This window comes from Enterococcus sp. (assembly GCF_032555305.1).
Lineage (GTDB): Bacteria > Bacillota > Bacilli > Lactobacillales > Enterococcaceae > Enterococcus_A.
Map to the genome: position 1 here is coordinate 18,616 of NZ_JAWGOQ010000024.1, position 17,637 is coordinate 36,252.

A 17,637-nucleotide genomic window follows, 5' to 3' on the forward strand; every position below is an offset into this window, starting at 1 on the left:
ACAAATTCGGAGAAGTTTTTTTGTTCCTTAATAAAATCAGAAAAAGCTCTTCCTTGATTTTTTCTTGGAAAGGTTCTAAGATAGAAATCAATTATATAACGCTACCGAGCAAGGGAGCCAATTTCGTTAGGTCATTGAAGAAATTGGACTCCCTTATTTTGTCAGTTATGCTTTTTGCAGTCTATTTGGTTTGTGTCGAAGGGATCAATTTTTAACCAGTTAATAGGCAGGCGATTAGCATAATGATATGCGTAATGAAAATCGAACTCATTTTTCGTGTTTTTGGAAAAATGAATACCTTGAAATGAATTAGCGGTGTGTTTAGGAGGAATTTTTATGATGGCATGGGTATCTTTAGTCGTAGCAGGAGTGTTTGAAATGTTTTGGGCGACGATGATGAAGCTGAGTGAAGGCTTCAGTAAAATCAATTATTCACTATTAACGGTGATTGGAATGATCGCAAGTTTCTATTTTTTGGCAAAATCACTTCATTCGTTACCAATGAGTTTGGCGTATCCGATTTGGACAGGCATCGGAGCGGTAGGCTCAATTTTGATCGGAGTCATTTTCTTTAAAGATCATCTATCGTTATTGACCAGTTTTTTTGTCATACTTTTGGTCGCAGGAATTATCGGAATCAAGGTTACTAGCGGACATTAAGCAGAAAGTAAGTTAAACTATTTTTAATATAAAATCCTGGAGGGAATCTATGATCAAATCAACGGATGAATTAACACCACAAGAATTAGTAACTATTTTACAGGCTCGCACAGCAGTTTTTGTTGTGGAGCAAAAATGTCCTTATCAAGAAGTCGATGAGGCAGATCGTCAGGCGGTTCACGTTTGCATAGCGGAAAATGGAACATTGCAAGCTTATGCGCGTATTTTGGATGAAGAGGACGGGGTTCATTTTGGTCGAGTTTTAGTGGTGAAAGAGTACCGAGGACAGCAGTTAGGTCGAGAGATTGTAAGGAAGACATTAGGCGAGATTGAAGTCCGCTATCCCAATCGTCCAGTTATTATTTCAGCGCAAGCGCACCTAGCTGATTTCTATGGTTCATTTGGCTTTGAAAAAACTTCCGATGTTTATTTAGAGGATGAAATCCCTCACATTGACATGTTGTTGCAAAATGAAAAAAAACGCTAAAGCACGTGGTTTACAATCAGCTTCTTCTCGGCTATTCTTTAGTAGAAGGAGTGTGGAAACATGTCTTTTGTGACAGAGCACTTGGGATTAGTGTTCCTGATTATTAATACGATTTTATCATTTATTATTGTTTTTCGAGAACGGAAGGATACGGTCAATACATGGGCTTGGTTGTTAGTCTTGACCTTCATTCCAGTTCTCGGCTTTATTTTATATGTCTTTTTTGGAAAGGGAATTTCGAAGGAACGGATCTTTGATTTGAAGATGCAGACCAAAATCGGGATGAACGTGGAGGTCCAGCAGCAGCAGCGAGCATTGGCACGAGGCCTTTTTCCCAAGCCAACAACGAATCAAGTCGATCCGAGGCAGCTGATCTATATGCTGACGATGTTTGAGAGTTCTTTATATACGACCAATAATGAGGTTATTCTATACACTGATGGACGCGAAAAGTTCGACGCGCTGCTTGAGGATATCAAACAGGCAAAATACCACATCCATATGGAGTACTATATTTATCGTGCAGATGATCTGGGGCTTGAAGTAAGGGAAGCATTAGTAGCCGCAGCCTCTCGTGGAGTAAAAGTTCGACTGCTTTTAGACGCGTGGGGTTCTACCCAGGTCAATCGGCGTTTTCTCGCCCCACTGATCGAAGCAGGGGGAGAAGTGGATTTCTTCTTCCCACTATTTTTACCGTATTTGAATCCGCGTATGAATTATCGCAATCATCGGAAAATCGTGGTGATCGATGGGGAGATCGGCTATACTGGCGGCTTCAATGTTGGGGATGAATACCTAGGATTAGTCGAAAAGTTCGGCTATTGGCGAGATAATCATTTGCGTATTCACGGTCATGCTGTTTACACGTTGCAGAACCGTTTTTTGATGGATTGGAATTCCCAGCAAAAACATGAACTGGTTTATCAACCGGATTATTTCCCTGAGATCGAATCAGAAGGGAAGCTGGCCTTGCAAATGGTCAGCAGCGGACCTGATAGTGAGCACGAGCAAATTAAATTGACCTACCTGAAAATGATCAATTTAGCCAAGAAAGAAATTCTGATTCAAACGCCTTACTACATCCCAGACGCACCGATCCATGAAGCGTTGAAACTGGCATTATTATCAGGAGTCAAGGTTCGTATTCAAATTCCGAATAAACCCGATCATATGCTGGTTTATTGGGCGACCTATTCTTTTTCAGCTGAGCTGCTGGAATATGGAGCAATCATCGAGACCTACGAGAATGGTTTTATTCACGCAAAAACGATGGTGATTGACGCTGGAATCGCTTCAGTGGGATCAGCCAATATCGATGTTCGTTCCTTCAAACTGGACTTTGAAGTGAATACGATCGTTTACGACGCGGCGTTTGCCGAGGAGTTGCGTGAAGAATTTTATAAAGACTCCATGAAATCAGAACTTTTGACTCAAGAAAAATACGATCAGCGCGGGATTGTTATTAAGTTCAAAGAAGGAATTGCACGTTTGATTTCTCCTCTCCTGTAAAAATCATTTGCGCTTTCATGGTTTGATAGTATAAAATGAACTAGCTTGTTTAGTAAGTCAAACATTTAGAAAATGAATAAGATGTCAGTTGCGAGTCCCAATTTCATTTTTAAGACGTTAGTGGGATCATAGGCAACGACAGTCAGAAAAGTTGATACAATTTTTTCATTTTACTAGAGTTGGCTCAATTAATTGAAATAAGGAGCTTTTTCATGAAGAAATGGTTAATTCCTCTATTAGGGACGCTTTTACTTTTGTCCGGTTGTTCAAAATGGATCGACCGTGGCGAGTCAATTACAGCAGTCGGATCATCTGCTCTGCAGCCGCTTGTTGAAACTGTTGCAGAAGAATATCAAAGTAAGAATCCTGGCAGATTTATCAATGTCCAGGGTGGCGGAAGCGGGACTGGCTTGAGTCAGGTACAATCGGGAGCAGTTGAGATCGGTAATTCAGATTTGTTTGCAGAAGAAAAAAATGGGATCGACGCGAAGAAGTTAGTCGATCACAAGGTTGCAGTTGTCGGCATCACTCCGATCGTTAATAAGGGCGTTGGGGTAACGAATATTTCATTGGAGAATCTGCGGAAGATTTTTCTTGGTGAGATCAAAAATTGGAAAGATTTGGGAGGTAAGGATCAAGATATCGTCATTTTGAACCGAGCCAGCGGTAGCGGCACACGCTCGACCTTTGAGCAGTGGGTCTTGGACGGTAAGACAGCGGTTCGCGCGCAAGAGCAGGATTCAAGCGGAATGGTGCGTCAGATCGTCGCCGATACACCCGGAGCAATTAGTTATACGGCCTTCTCTTATGTAACGAAAGAAGTACAAACACTGAATATCGATAATATTGAGCCAACAGATGAGAATGTGACTACCAATCGCTGGAAAATTTGGGCCTATGAGCATATGTATACGAAGGGGCAGCCAACTGAATTGGTGAAGGATTTTCTCGATTATATGCTTTCAAAAGAAGTTCAAGGAAAAGTTGTGCCTCAACTTGGGTATATTCCTATTTCTGATATGAAGGTCGAACGTGATTGGCAGGGAAATGTAATATAATAATTTTTTGTGGACATGGATGAATTTCCATGTCCCTTTTTATATAATTAGCTAATATAGCAATAGGAGGATTAATTCGATGTACTATCCGATTCAATTGCCTTTTCTTTTGAATGATGATTTTACGCGAGTGATGAGCTATCGCGAAAAAATAATTTCTGACTGCAGTGAGTTTGTCTTGTGTTTTTGGTCGATACAGTCGAAAACGCAAGAACAGGCATGTGTTAAGAATGTGATCATTGCGGATGGCTGCATTGATCTGATTGTGGATTTCGATCAAAGAATGATCTTTTTTACCGGAAATCAGCAGACTGATTTTGATTATGAAATCCAAACCCCGGCACATTTTTTCGGAGCTCGAATGATGCCGGGGGCTTTCCATCAGTTGACAGGTTTACCGGCAGGAGCAGCCATGGATCAGTTCATCTTACTTTCAGATGTCTTTAACGACTTGGACCAAGAAAATTTATTTGCGGGAACATTTGAAGCAGGGCAAGAAATTTTTCAAAACTATGTGGTTGGAAAATTTGAAGGGAAGCAGCCCAACGATTTCACTCGACTCTTTCCGCGATTGTCGGAGAAAATTCCGCAAACAACAAAAGAATTATACGAGCAGCTCTACTTCAGTCCGAGACAATGTCAGCGAATCTTTGCGAAAAATTTTGGTTTGACACCCAAAATGGTACTGAGTATTCTGCGCTTTCAAAAATGCTTGCAGATCTTAACTTCAGAACAAGCGCGACCAGCTGATATTTTAGCAGTTACAAATTACTACGATCAACCGCATTTCAATAAGGATTTTAAACATCATCTGGGAATTACGCCGCTGGAGTTGCTGGCTCGCTATAAAAATTGACGCATTTTTACAATAACTAGCTGTCAGGTCTTGCTAGAATAAGACTATAAATTAAAGGAGCTGGTTAAAATGTATAAAAGTATCACAACGAATTTAATGGTGGCAAGCGTGGACGCATCAGTGAAGTTTTATCAAGAAATTCTTGGGTTAGAAGTGGTGGCTTCCGTTCCAGCAAAAGACCAAACGTTACAATTTGCGATTCTTGGGAAAGAGGCTATGACATTGATGCTGCAGGAAAAAAGCAATTTAAGTGAAGAGTATCCGATCTTGGCTGCCGAAAAGATTCAGCCGTCAATTACGTTGTATATTAAGGTGGAGAATTTTGAAAAATTTTATGCAGATGTTAAAAGTAGTTATCCGATTTATACTGAACCACATACCACATTTTATGGTGCGCAAGAATTCGCTATTACAGACCCAGATGGCTATGTATTGACCTTCACTGAATATAAGGAAGGATGATTAGTGATGAAAAATGATTTGCAGGTGATTCCCGGTATCGGAAAAAATATGGCGCAGCATTTGATTAATGCGGGCTATCCCGATGTAGCTTCTTTGAAGCAGCAGGATCCTGAAGAAATCTATTTGAAGGATTGTGTAACGCAAGGGCAAAAAGTTGATCGCTGTGCATTATGCGGATCATGATGGTGAGCTTCCGCCAGATAAACAAAATTGGTGGGAGTGGCAAGATAAATAGTTTAAGTCCCCGTTCGACCTTGGTCATTAATTGGCATAGGATTGAACGGGGACTTTTGTATTTTCAAGCAGTTCAGTTGCAGTGGGTCTCTAATCTGGTTTACACTTTCTTTACAAATGTCATGGAAGCGTTACAGGAGGTTAAAAGGAAATTGATTTTCAACAGGTAAAATGGCTTTGTTGGTTTGTAAAAAACCAAGTGGATTAGTTTGTAGGAATCAGGAGGAGTAGGCCTTGGATAATGAAGATGTAAAAAAAGCGCTCACGACGAAATCAAAGCGTGCGAGGATTGAACAGCGAGGACGATTTGTAAGTTTTGTATGTATAGCGTTGATCGTATTTGTCGTTGGAGCGATTTTCTATTTTGTAGCAAGCAAAGGGTTGTCGACCTTTTTTGTAGATAAGATTAATGTGTTCGACTTTTTATTTGGAACAGTTTGGAATCCTAGTGCGACCGGGCCGGATGGCAAGCCGTTAGTTGGTGCATTGCCGATGATTTTAGGTTCATTTATGGTCACATTTTTGTCTGCGATTGTAGCAACACCATTCGCTATTGGGGCGGCAGTCTTCATGACAGAAATTTCTCCAACCAAAGGACAGAAATTCTTACAACCGGTTATTGAATTGCTGGTTGGAATTCCTTCGGTTGTATATGGGTTTATCGGTTTGACGGTAATCGTTCCCTTCATTCGTTCGATCTTCGGCGGAACAGGGTTCGGAATCTTGTCAGGAACTTTCGTTTTGTTCGTTATGATCTTACCAACAGTTACAACAATGACAGTAGATACCTTAAAATCAGTACCGCGGCATTATCGTGAAGCGTCATTAGCTTTGGGCGGAACCCGCTGGCAAACGATTTATAAAGTTGTTTTACGCGCGGCAGTTCCAGGAATTTTAACAGCAGTTGTCTTTGGTATGGCTCGTGCTTTTGGTGAAGCCTTAGCGATCCAAATGGTAATCGGGAATGCGGCATTGATGCCGACTAGTTTGACCACGCCTGCGTCAACGTTGACTTCAATCTTGACGATGGGGATCGGGAACACGATTATGGGCACAGTGGAAAACAATGTCTTGTGGTCATTAGCATTGATTCTGTTGTTCATGTCTTTAGTATTTAACATTTTGATTCGTTACATCGGAAAGAAAGGGGAGATAACGAATGGATAAAGCAAAACGCGCAGATAAAATCGCGACTGGAGTCCTATACGCTGTCTCTGGCTTGATCGTTGCGATCCTTGCCTTTCTATTATTATATATTTTGATTCGCGGCTTGCCCCACGTATCATGGGAATTCTTGACCTCGCCTTCAAAAGCCTACCAAAAAGGCGGCGGGATCGGGATCCAATTATTCAACTCAATCTACTTACTGTTGATCACGATGATCATCAGCTTACCTATTTCATTAGGAGCTGGGATTTATTTATCTGAGTATGCAAAGAAAAATTGGGTGACGAATGTCATTCGTACATCGATCGAAATTTTGAGTTCTTTACCTTCAGTTGTTGTCGGTTTGTTTGGCTTCTTAATCTTTGTTATTCAGTTTGGTTACGGCTTCTCGATTCTTTCAGGAGCTTTAGCACTGACCTTGTTCAATTTACCATTACTAACAAGAAATATTGAGGAATCGTTAAGAGCGATTCATTATACTCAGCGCGAAGCTGGGTTAGCTTTAGGGTTATCACGGTGGGAGACGGTCACAAAAATCGTTGTACCAGATGCATTGCCGGGGATTTTGACTGGGGTCATTTTAAGCTCTGGTCGGATTTTTGGTGAGGCGGCAGCGTTGATCTATACGGCAGGACAAAGTGCTCCAGCTTTGGATTTTACCAATTTAAATCCACTAAGTGTTTCAAGTCCATTGAGTATTTTCCGCCAAGCTGAAACATTGGCTGTGCATATCTGGAAAATCAATACAGAAGGCACGATGCCGGATGGAACTTCTGTCTCAGCAGGCGCTTCAGCAGTTTTGATTTTAGCGGTTCTGTTGTTTAACTTCGGAGCTCGGGCAATCGGTAAACGACTGCATAAAAGAATGACTTCAACATAACCCGTTGAGGCTAAGACATTGAAACTGAGAACGAATATAGGAGAACTTTAATGAAAGAATACAATTGGGATGAACGAAACCTGATAAAAATGCCAGGCGAAATTGCGTTGCATACGGAAGATTTGCACGTTTATTACGGCGACAACGAAGCAATCAAAGGTGTTGACCTGGAATTTGAAAAAAATAAAATCACGGCTTTAATCGGGCCTTCAGGCTGCGGCAAGTCGACATATCTGCGTTCGTTGAATCGGATGAATGACGGTATCGCTAGTGCTCGTGTGACAGGAAAGATCGTGTATAAAGATGTTGATGTTAATGCAGCAAACATCGATGTTTATGAAATGCGGAAACGAATCGGGATGGTATTTCAACGACCAAATCCCTTCAGTAAATCAATTCGCGATAATATTACCTTTGCCCTGAAGCAGCATGGAATGCGTGATAAGCATCAACTAGAGGAAACTGTTGAAACCAGCTTGAAGCAAGCGGCTCTATGGGATCAAGTCAAAGATAATCTGGATAAAAGCGCCTTAGCTCTTTCTGGCGGACAGCAACAACGTCTTTGTATCGCGCGAGCAATCGCTATGAAACCGGATATTTTATTATTGGATGAACCTGCCAGTGCGTTGGATCCAATCTCGACTGGTAAAGTAGAAGAGACGTTGGTTCAATTAAAAGAAAACTACACAATCATCATCGTGACTCATAACATGCAGCAAGCTGCGCGGATCAGTGACTACACGGCCTTCTTCTATTTAGGCCATGTTATTGAGTATGATGAAACAGCTAAAATCTTCACACGGCCGAAAATCCAGGCGACCGAAGATTATGTGTCTGGACATTTTGGTTAAGAGACGGGGGAAATTGAATGTCGAAGATTATTACTTCCAAAGACCTTCATTTGTATTATGGTAAAAAAGAAGCCTTAAAAGGCATTGATATGGAAATTGAAAAAGGTGAAATCACCGCGATGATCGGACCTTCTGGTTGTGGAAAATCGACTTATTTACGTTCCTTGAATCGGATGAATGATTTGATCCCCGGTGTGACAATCACTGGCAGCGTCATGTATAAGGACAAAGATATCTATAGCCCTAAGACGGATACAGTTAAGTTGCGCAAAGAAATCGGGATGGTTTTTCAACAACCGAATCCTTTTCCATTTTCGATTTACGAGAACGTCATCTATGGGTTAAAATTAAAAGGTGAGAAGGATAAAAACAAACTGGATCAAGTGGTGGAGCAGAGCTTGAAGGCAGCTTCGGTCTGGAACGATGTCAAAGATAAGCTGCATGAAAGTGCGTTGTCTTTATCTGGTGGGCAGCAACAGCGGGTATGTATCGCACGTGTTTTAGCCGTGAATCCTGAAGTTATCCTAATGGATGAACCGACTAGTGCTCTAGATCCTGTATCAACAGGGAAGATCGAAAACATGCTGCTGGAGCTAAAAGAAAATTATACGATTATTATCGTGACGCATAATATGTCGCAGGCTTCACGAATATCAGATCGTACGGCTTTCTTTTTACAAGGCGAGCTGATTGAGTTCGACAAGACGAAGAAAATATTCTTAGATCCAGCAAAACAAGAAACCGAAGATTATATCTCAGGAAAATTTGGGTAGAAATTAATTCATTTAAGGAGGGCAACGATGTTACGTACACAATTTGAAGAAGATTTGCTGAATCTTCACAATCAGTTTTATGAAATGGGTATGATGGTTTCCAGCGCTGTGCATAAATCGGTCCGTTCATATATTGACCATGATAAAAAACTAGCACAAGAGGTGATTGATCACGACATCGAGATCAATGACATGGAAGTCCGTTTAGAGAAAAAAAGCTTTGAAATGATTGCTTTACAGCAGCCAGTCACAACGGATTTGCGGACGATCATTACGATCATGAAGGCTAGCTCTGACTTGGAGCGCATGGGCGACCACGCTGTTTCAGTCGCAAAATCAACGATTCGCTTAAAAGGACTTCCTCGAATCTTAGAGGTCGAAAAAGAAATCAATGAAATGTCCAACTACGTGAAAAAGATGGTGGACAATGTCTTGATCGCTTACGTAAAGACCGATGAAAAAGATGCTCGAATGATCGCGAAGATGGATGAACGCGTGAATGATTATTTCCAAAAAATCTATGATATGACTACCAACACGATGGAGAAGGAATCCGATACGATTATCAGCGGAACCGATTATCTGCATGTTGCGGGTTACTTAGAACGCGTAGGGGATTATGTCACAAACATCTGTGAATGGATCGTTTACTTGGCGACTGGGAAAATCACGGAACTTAATAGCAATCGAAATGAAACATTTTAATAAGAGATTAGATGGGCCAGATAGAAAATGATTCTATCTGGTTTTTTTGTCTGCTGGGATATTCCTTCTTTACTTTTAACAATATAGTTAGTAAACTAACTATATTGCATTGGAGGATTATTTATGGAAAATACAGGTTATCTAATCATGAACAGTTCCAAAAAACTAACCTATGAGTTAAATAAAGCCTTACGTGAAAAAAATTTGACTGCGCCTCAATGGGCAGTTATTCAACAACTGAAACGATTCGAAGACACCAATCAGTCGATTACCGCTATTCAATTAACGAAATTTTTGGAAATGGATAAGCCGACAATTTCGGCCATCATTAAACGATTGGAGCAAAAAAACCTTATTAATAGAAGAAAAAGTCATCATGACAATCGATCATACGATTTGTATTTAACAAAAACGGGAAAAGAAGCTTATGAATTCGCAAAGAACACAAGTGATAAGGTGCTTAAAAATTTTATACTGCCATTGTCGGCAGAGGAACAAGAATCGTTAAATACTTTGCTGCAAAAACTGAATCAGGAGTGAGGACATGGAAAAAATATTGGTTATTGGAGCTACAGGAAATATCGGCTGGCCATTGATAGAAAATTTAAGTATGAAAGAAGTAGAAATTATCGCTGGTGTACGAAATCCTAATAAAGTCCAAGAGAACTTCAGACCATTTTCAAATGTACAGGTCAAAGCTTTTGATTTTACGGATGCTTCGACATTCGCAGCAGCACTTGCTAGTGTGGATCGGATTTTTTTCGTTCGTCCTCCGCAGTTAGCGAATCCCCAAGAGGACATGTATCCTTTTTTAGAGACAGCCAAAGCTGAAAAGGTAAAGCAAATCGTTTTTGTATCTTTGATTGGTGTGGAGAAGAATCCGATGACGCCTCATCATAAAATCGAGAAAAAAATTCTTGAACTAGGAATTCTCCATACCTTTATCCGACCAAGTTTTTTCATGCAGAATTTGAGTACGACTCATTTAGAGGATATCCAAAAAAATCATGATCTCTTTGTTCCTGCCGGAAATTCAAAAACTAGTTTTATTGATACGCGAGATATTGGTGCAGTGGGAGCGGAGTGTTTACTGAATAGGCAGTATTTAAATCAAGAATTAGAGATCACTGGTGCCCAAGCATTGACTTACGGTGAAGCAAGTCAAATTATGACTGAGGAATTACAGACACCGATAACTTACAGTAAACCTAGTCTGTTTAAATTTCGTAAAACGATGCTGCGACGGGGCATGAAAAAGGACTATGTGAATGTGATGGTCATGCTTTATCTGATTACTCAGTTAGGCAATGCGAAAAAAGTTACTTATACAGTCCAAGAGCTTCTTTCACGAGAACCGATTTCATTCGCAAAATTTGTGGAAGATCATAAAAAAGTTTTCCTGAATGAGCACAAAGATTCTACATTATAATAGGGAGAAACACGCTCTTCAAGAAGTCGGATAAAAAGATGGGTCTTTAGTCCTATGACAAACTCACAAAAACCATGCATAATATGAATGTAAACAAAAGTAATGTATTTGCTTTTTGAAGGAGGCAATTTCTATGAATGAAAGACAACGAATTTTGGAATTAGTTAAAAAAGGTATTTTATCAACTGAAGAAGGTTTAGATTTATTAGAAAGCATGGCCAAGGCGAAGGATGAAGCGCAGATCAAACAGGCTGCCGACAAAGTGGATTCTTATCACCGCGACCAAGCAACGAATTTAGTTGATGAGTGGGAAACAGGAAAAGACACAGAAGATGCTAAAGGATCTGAAGAACAGGACTTGGAAGATCTTGAAGCATACTTTGATGACTTAGCAACAGAAGCCAACCAGATTTCTGCTCATATCGATGAAATCAATCAAAAGAAAAAAGAACTAAAGGCTGCACTTCATGAAAAACAAGAAGTCTTGATGGAGTTAGACACGAAGGAAGAATTGGATACATTATCAGATGAAGATGATGACATCCGTGAAGCAGTTGAAGAAGCAATCGATGAGTTGAAAGAACAAATCGCTGACTTAGATGAACAGGTCGAAGAGCAAGAAGAGGAATTAAAGAACGTGCAGGACAACCAAGATGAGTCTCGTAAAGCACGTAAAGGCACACGCTTTGATATTCCTGATGATTTGAAGGACCAAGCGAGTGAAACTTTCTCGCAAGTTGGTGAAAAATTGGGAGAAGCCGGCGTTCAATTAGGGCGCTTGATGAAGAAAACTTGGAAAACTGTTTCTGACACAGTCGAAGAAAATGTTGATTGGAAAGACTTCAATGTCAAAGTTCCTGGTCTAGTAACGTCCAAGTTTGAACATCAATTCCTATATACAGATGTTGAACCAACGTTGATCGATATCAAGCTAGCGAATGGTAAAGTAACCTTAAAAGCTTGGGATGACGCGGCTATCAAAGTAGATGCGAAAATCAAACTTTATGGTAAAATGAATGAAGCAACACCACTACAATCATTGATGGAACGCAGCCAGATCGAAGTGAATGATGAACATATCTCATTCCAAATTCCGAATAAACGTGTTCAAGCAGAATTAATTTTCTACTTGCCAAAACGGACTTACGATCATGTAGCTGTTAAATTACTGAATGGTGATTTGACTGTTGAAGAGATGGATGCCAAGGATGTATATGCGAAATCAACCAACGGCAATATCAACTTCAAACATATCGATGCAACAATGCTTGAGATTCAAGGTGTTAATGGCAATATCACTATCAATGAAGGCGCGATCTTAGACTCAATCATCGAAACAGTTAATGGAAACATCACGACTAAAGCAGCTATTCAAAATTACGGCATCTCATTAGTTAATGGTGATGTGAAGTTAACGGCTGGACATGCCAGCTTACAAAAAATCAAAGCAAGCTCAGTTAACGGAAATGTCAAAGTTTCTGTAGGAAAAACGATTGGCTTGGAAGGATTGGCGAAAACCAGCTTGGGTAGTATCAATGATCGTCTATCAAATTATGAAGTGATCAGAGAGAAAAAAGAAAAAACGAACCGCTTATTGCAATTCCGTCGGGTAGCCGAGGATATGGCGAAAATTGAGGTCTCAACGACCACAGGTAGTATTTTCTTGAAAGATTTTGACAATTAGGAAATAATAAGGAAGGAAGATTCATATGCAAAAGAGATTACAGAAGTCACGAACAAATGTGGTGCTGACAGGTACCTTAGCCGGGATTGCCGAATACTTCGGGATCGATGCGACGATCGTACGTGTGATTTATGTTTTCTTGAGTTTCGTCTTGATCGGCTCACCGATTGTACTATATGTCTTGTTAGCATTAGTGATTCCAGCGGGCCCAAGAGGAGGCCGGGATTCTTATGGACACAACAATCCATATTACGGAAACAATGACTACGGTAGCAGCGACTATGACAACTATGAGAGAAAAACGTCCCCTAAACGCAAAAAAGCGGACAAAATCGACGAAGATGACTGGAGCGACTTTTAATGACTTACTTACAGCGCTTAATAGCTAATGCACTGATTTTTATTTCACTATCAGTGCTCTTTCCTAACCAGGTATATGTGGAAAGTCTGACGATGGCTATATTCGCAAGCTTTATCCTATCAATCTTGAATACCTTAGTGAAACCAATCTTAGTATTGCTTTCATTACCGTTGAATATTTTGACTTTAGGGTTATTCAGTTTTGTGATCAGCGCTGGTATGTTGCAATTGACTTCCAACCTAATAGGAAATTATCGTTTTGGCTTTTCAAGCTTTGCCATCTCAATCATGGTGGCAGTCGTCATGGCGATTGTCAATGCGATCGTTTCAGATCATAATATCGACAAGTACACGGATAGGTAAATTTACCTATCCGTTTTGCGTGTTTCATTAATTGCGATGAAAACAAAACATTTTTCACAGGTTTGGAAAAAATAAATACTTTACTCTCGACCTGGCCTTCAGTTGCTAATCTGTTTTATTTTGCAAGCAAGTGTGTCACGAAAAGTTTTCGAAAAACCAATTAAATGATCCCTATCCCTTGGACTTTATGAATTATTTGTAAAGGCTTTTTTTATTCTGTCCTGAGATGGTTGTCTCAACCTAGTCACTCCATGGATAAAATGATAAAATAGAGCGGAAGTGTAGAAAAGAGGGATTAAATGGCTGAAACAGTAAAAGTAAAAGAACTAGTTGATAAACTTTCATTGGAAGTAGTAACAGGTGATGAAGAAAGTCTTGAGCGGGTCATTACCACTGGCGATATTTCTCGTCCAGGTTTAGAATTGACCGGCTATTTTAATTACTATTCCCATGATCGTTTGCAGCTTTTTGGAAATAAAGAAATCACCTTCGCTGAACGGATGATGCCGGAAGAGCGTTTGATGGTCTTGCGCCGGATGTGCAGTGACGATACACCAGCTTTCATCGTTTCACGTGGATTAACTCCACCAAAGGAAATGATCGAAGCCGCTAGCGAACGGAATATTCCGGTGTTGAGTTCGCCGATTTCGACCTCGCGTTTGTTAGGCGAGATATCAAGCTTTTTAAATGGCGGTCTGGCACCGCGGACGAGTGTTCACGGCGTATTGGTCGACGTTTATGGCTTGGGCGTTTTGATCCAAGGGGACAGCGGAATTGGTAAGAGTGAAACAGCATTAGAACTAGTTAAACGCGGGCATCGTTTGATTGCGGATGATCGTGTAGATGTCTATCAACAAGATGAATTGACGATTGTGGGTGAACCGCCAAAAATTTTACAGCACTTAATCGAAATTCGCGGGATCGGGATCATTGATGTGATGAATCTTTTCGGTGCCAGTGCCGTTCGCGGCTCAATGCCCGTCCAATTAGTCGTCTATTTGGAAAGCTGGTCTAAAGATAAGAAATATGACCGACTAGGCAGCGGCAACACAGAAGTGGAAATCGCGGAAGTAAAAATCCCGCAAGTAAAGATTCCGGTAAAAACTGGACGAAATGTCGCGATCATTATTGAAGTTGCGGCAATGAATTTCCGTGCACGGACAATGGGGTACGACGCGACGAAGACCTTTGAAGATCGTCTGACCCAATTAATTGAAGAAAACTCTGGACAATAAGATGGCGGGTCAAATTAATCGCGTGGCCTTTGATTTGTTTGGTCTACAAATTTATTGGTACGCGATCATTATTGTTTCAGCGATCGCGATCGCTTTGTGGTTGTCTAACCGCGAAGCATTACGAGTTGGTCTAAAGGAAGATGACATGACCAACTTCATTTTGTGGGCGCTGCCGATCGCGATCATCGGAGCTCGTCTGTATTATATTTTGTTTGATTTAGAACCGTATCTTGCTGATCCCATCCAGATATTTAACACAAGAAGCGGCGGCCTAGCTATTTATGGCGGTCTGATTGCGGCAGTGATTGTTTTAATCGTATACACGCGCCACAATTTTATTGATCCGTGGTTGTTTTTAGATGTCGTATCCCCTAGTGTGATGTTGGCGCAGGCGATGGGACGTTGGGGAAACTTCACCAACCATGAAGCGTTTGGCGGAGAAACGACGCGTCAGTTTTTAGAGAGTATCCATCTGCCACAGTTTATTATCAATAATATGTATATTGATGGCGCCTTTCGTCAACCGACCTTTTTCTATGAATCCATGTGGAGCCTGCTGGGTTTCATCTTGATTTTGATTATCCGAAAAAGAGTGACGGTCAAACGTGGCGAACTCTTTTTAGGATATGTGACTTGGTATAGCTTCGGGCGCTTCTTTATCGAAGGAATGCGGACAGACAGTCTCTATTTCTTTGGCGGATTGCGAGTATCCCAAGTATTATCACTGGTACTTTTTGTTGGAGGGATTGCTTTGTTGATCTATCGGCGAAAAAAACGCACGGATATCAAACAATATGAACGAGATAAAGGTACTAATCAAGCGTTAATATAATAACGGATTGATGGCTTTCTATGCTATGATAGTAAATAGAAATGTTGTTAATCGGATCAATTTCACGTCATTCGCTGCCGGCTTTAAAGAGTCTGCTGGATGAAAGAATAAATTCCAATTAAATGCTCTATTATGAACTAGGAGGAAATCTCTGTGAAGCAAAAAGTTGCAGTATTAGGCCCGGGCTCTTGGGGGACGGCACTAGCACAAACATTAGCTGAAAATGGCCACGAGGTAAAACTTTGGGGAAATCATGAAGCGCAAATTGACGAAATCAATACCTATCATACGAACCGTCATTATTTGCCAGATTTAAAAATTCCCGAGAGTATTAAGGGCGAGAAAAACTTGAAGGATGCGGTGAAGGATGCGGCTGCAGTTTTATTCGTTGTTCCAACCAAAGCAATCCGTTCGGTTGCGCAGGAATTTGCTCAAGTAGCGGAAAACAAGCCTGTCATCATACATGCAAGTAAAGGATTAGAACAAGAAACACATAAACGAATCTCTGAAATCTTGATTGAAGAGATTCCAGAAGAACGTCGCCAAGGCGTGGTCGTACTATCTGGGCCAAGCCATGCGGAAGAGGTAGCGGTACACGATATTACTACGATCACGGCTGCCTGCGAAGATGAAAAGCTGGCAGCATATGTTCAGAAGCTGTTTATGAATGAGTATCTTAGAATCTACACAAATCCAGATGTGATCGGTGTTGAAATGGGAGCGGCATTGAAAAATATTATCGCCTTAGGTGCCGGCGCCTTAGCAGGTCTTTCTTACGGAGATGATGCGAAAGCAGCAATCATGACCCGCGGACTAGCGGAAATCAGTCGCTTAGGAGTCAAGATGGGTGCTAATCCATTGACTTTCATCGGTTTGAGCGGTGTCGGTGATTTAATTGTAACCTGTACTTCTGTTCATTCACGGAATTGGCGTGCGGGTAATCTTTTAGGTAAAGGGCATAAGCTAGGTGAGGTTCTAGACAATATGGGTATGATCGTCGAAGGTGTCTCTACGACGAAAGCAGCAAAAGAGCTGGCTGACAGTATGGATGTCAGCATGCCGATCACTGAAACAATCTATGATGTGTTATATAATGATAAAGACGTGCGTCAGGCTTGTCGCGAGTTGATGATGCGTGAAGGTACGTTTGAAAATGAATTTACTTTAGAATAGAAAGAGTGGGACAAGATTCATGCGAGTAAAAAAAGCAGTTATTCCAGCCGCTGGGTTGGGAACAAGATTTTTACCAGCTACAAAAGCGATGGCCAAAGAAATGTTGCCAATCGTCGACAAACCAACGATCCAATTTATCGTTGAAGAAGCATTAAAATCTGGGATCGAAGATATTTTGATTGTGACTGGAAAAGCAAAACGCCCAATTGAAGATCATTTCGACTCAAACATTGAATTGGAAACGAATTTGCGAGAAAAAGGCAAGACAGAACTATTAAAATTAGTCGAAGAAACGACAGATGTGAATCTGCACTTTATTCGTCAGTCACATCCAATGGGCCTTGGACATGCTGTATTACAAGCCCGCGCCTTCGTTGGCAATGAACCATTTGTTGTCATGCTGGGTGATGATTTAATGGAAGATCAGGTACCTTTAACGAAGCAATTGATGAACGATTATGAACAAACTCATGCATCAACTATTGCGGTAATGCGCGTACCGAAACAAGATACATCTAAATACGGGATCATTAATCCAGGCGAGGAAGTTTCTAAAGGCTTGTTCAATGTGAAGAACTTTGTGGAAAAACCAAAGCCAGAAGAAGCACCAAGTAATTTGGCGATCATCGGCCGCTATTTACTGACGCCTGAAATCTTTGATGTATTGGCAACACAAAAACCAGGTGCTGGTAACGAGATCCAACTGACAGATGCCATTGATACCTTGAACAAGACACAACGCGTCTTTGCACAAGAATTCAACGGAAAACGTTTTGATGTCGGCGATAAATTCGGCTTCATGACAACCAGCATTGAATATGGCTTAAAACACCCAGAAATCAAAGATAAATTACATGATTACATCATCGCATTAGGCAAAGAACTAAGCGGTCAAAATAAAACAAAAAAATAATTATTG

Annotated in this window: 21 protein-coding genes; all 21 read left to right on the forward strand. The window is 40.8% G+C overall.

Annotated features, from left to right (window positions below):
• The first annotated feature begins 339 nt into the window (after positions 1–339).
• The 21 genes from E6139_RS16135 (at position 340) to galU (ending at position 17,631) form a co-directional block, all read left to right on the forward strand.
• A complete protein-coding gene (locus tag E6139_RS16135) occupies positions 340–660 on the forward strand; it encodes a multidrug efflux SMR transporter (protein WP_316404381.1) in 321 nt (106 codons plus the stop codon).
• 49 nt (positions 661–709) lie between these two features.
• A complete protein-coding gene (locus E6139_RS16140) occupies positions 710–1,147 on the forward strand; it encodes a GNAT family N-acetyltransferase (RefSeq protein WP_316404219.1) in 438 nt (145 codons plus the stop codon).
• Between the two features lie 60 nt (positions 1,148–1,207).
• Positions 1,208–2,656, forward strand: a complete 1,449-nt coding sequence (gene cls / locus E6139_RS16145) for a cardiolipin synthase (RefSeq protein ID WP_316404220.1) — start codon at positions 1,208–1,210, stop codon at positions 2,654–2,656.
• Positions 2,657–2,868: 212 nt separating this feature from the next.
• Positions 2,869–3,714, forward strand: coding sequence for a phosphate ABC transporter substrate-binding protein PstS (locus E6139_RS16150; RefSeq protein WP_316404222.1), 846 nt, complete (start codon positions 2,869–2,871; stop codon positions 3,712–3,714).
• Between the two features lie 79 nt (positions 3,715–3,793).
• Positions 3,794–4,570: a helix-turn-helix domain-containing protein gene (locus tag E6139_RS16155; protein WP_316404224.1), complete on the forward strand. Its 777-nt coding sequence runs from the start codon at positions 3,794–3,796 to the stop codon at positions 4,568–4,570.
• 69 nt (positions 4,571–4,639) lie between these two features.
• A complete protein-coding gene (locus E6139_RS16160) occupies positions 4,640–5,032 on the forward strand; it encodes a VOC family protein (RefSeq protein WP_316404226.1) in 393 nt (130 codons plus the stop codon).
• Positions 5,033–5,038: 6 nt separating this feature from the next.
• Positions 5,039–5,215, forward strand: a complete 177-nt coding sequence (locus E6139_RS16165) for a helix-hairpin-helix domain-containing protein (RefSeq protein ID WP_316404227.1) — start codon at positions 5,039–5,041, stop codon at positions 5,213–5,215.
• Between the two features lie 285 nt (positions 5,216–5,500).
• Complete coding sequence (gene pstC / locus E6139_RS16170) at positions 5,501–6,433, forward strand: phosphate ABC transporter permease subunit PstC (protein ID WP_316404228.1); 933 nt, start codon at positions 5,501–5,503, stop codon at positions 6,431–6,433.
• Positions 6,426–7,313, forward strand: a complete 888-nt coding sequence (pstA, locus tag E6139_RS16175) for a phosphate ABC transporter permease PstA (RefSeq protein WP_316404229.1) — start codon at positions 6,426–6,428, stop codon at positions 7,311–7,313. Before pstC ends, pstA begins: the two co-directional genes overlap by 8 nt.
• Before the next feature lie 50 nt (positions 7,314–7,363).
• On the forward strand, positions 7,364–8,164 hold the full coding sequence (gene pstB, locus E6139_RS16180) for a phosphate ABC transporter ATP-binding protein PstB (protein ID WP_316404230.1): 801 nt from the start codon (positions 7,364–7,366) through the stop codon (positions 8,162–8,164).
• 17 nt (positions 8,165–8,181) lie between these two features.
• On the forward strand, positions 8,182–8,937 hold the full coding sequence (gene pstB / locus E6139_RS16185) for a phosphate ABC transporter ATP-binding protein PstB (RefSeq protein WP_316404231.1): 756 nt from the start codon (positions 8,182–8,184) through the stop codon (positions 8,935–8,937).
• A gap of 27 nt (positions 8,938–8,964) precedes the next feature.
• Complete coding sequence (gene phoU / locus E6139_RS16190) at positions 8,965–9,642, forward strand: phosphate signaling complex protein PhoU (protein WP_316404232.1); 678 nt, start codon at positions 8,965–8,967, stop codon at positions 9,640–9,642.
• 123 nt (positions 9,643–9,765) lie between these two features.
• Positions 9,766–10,182, forward strand: a complete 417-nt coding sequence (locus E6139_RS16195; protein ID WP_316404234.1) for a MarR family transcriptional regulator — start codon at positions 9,766–9,768, stop codon at positions 10,180–10,182.
• A 4-nt stretch (positions 10,183–10,186) separates the two neighbouring features.
• Positions 10,187–11,071, forward strand: coding sequence for an SDR family oxidoreductase (locus E6139_RS16200; RefSeq protein WP_316404235.1), 885 nt, complete (start codon positions 10,187–10,189; stop codon positions 11,069–11,071).
• Positions 11,072–11,204: 133 nt separating this feature from the next.
• Entirely contained in the window at positions 11,205–12,755 is a 1,551-nt protein-coding gene (gene liaX, locus E6139_RS16205) for a daptomycin-sensing surface protein LiaX (RefSeq protein ID WP_316404237.1), read from the forward strand.
• A gap of 25 nt (positions 12,756–12,780) precedes the next feature.
• On the forward strand, positions 12,781–13,116 hold the full coding sequence (locus E6139_RS16210) for a PspC domain-containing protein (protein WP_316404239.1): 336 nt from the start codon (positions 12,781–12,783) through the stop codon (positions 13,114–13,116).
• Positions 13,116–13,478: a phage holin family protein gene (locus E6139_RS16215; RefSeq protein ID WP_316404241.1), complete on the forward strand. Its 363-nt coding sequence runs from the start codon at positions 13,116–13,118 to the stop codon at positions 13,476–13,478. The genes E6139_RS16210 and E6139_RS16215 overlap by 1 nt, the downstream gene beginning before the upstream one ends.
• A gap of 299 nt (positions 13,479–13,777) precedes the next feature.
• Positions 13,778–14,713, forward strand: coding sequence for an HPr(Ser) kinase/phosphatase (hprK, locus tag E6139_RS16220; RefSeq protein WP_316404242.1), 936 nt, complete (start codon positions 13,778–13,780; stop codon positions 14,711–14,713).
• Position 14,714: 1 nt separating this feature from the next.
• A complete protein-coding gene (gene lgt / locus E6139_RS16225; RefSeq protein ID WP_316404243.1) occupies positions 14,715–15,545 on the forward strand; it encodes a prolipoprotein diacylglyceryl transferase in 831 nt (276 codons plus the stop codon).
• A gap of 153 nt (positions 15,546–15,698) precedes the next feature.
• Positions 15,699–16,718: an NAD(P)H-dependent glycerol-3-phosphate dehydrogenase gene (locus tag E6139_RS16230; RefSeq protein ID WP_316404245.1), complete on the forward strand. Its 1,020-nt coding sequence runs from the start codon at positions 15,699–15,701 to the stop codon at positions 16,716–16,718.
• 19 nt (positions 16,719–16,737) lie between these two features.
• On the forward strand, positions 16,738–17,631 hold the full coding sequence (galU, locus tag E6139_RS16235; protein WP_316404246.1) for a UTP--glucose-1-phosphate uridylyltransferase GalU: 894 nt from the start codon (positions 16,738–16,740) through the stop codon (positions 17,629–17,631).
• Positions 17,632–17,637 lie beyond the last annotated feature (6 nt).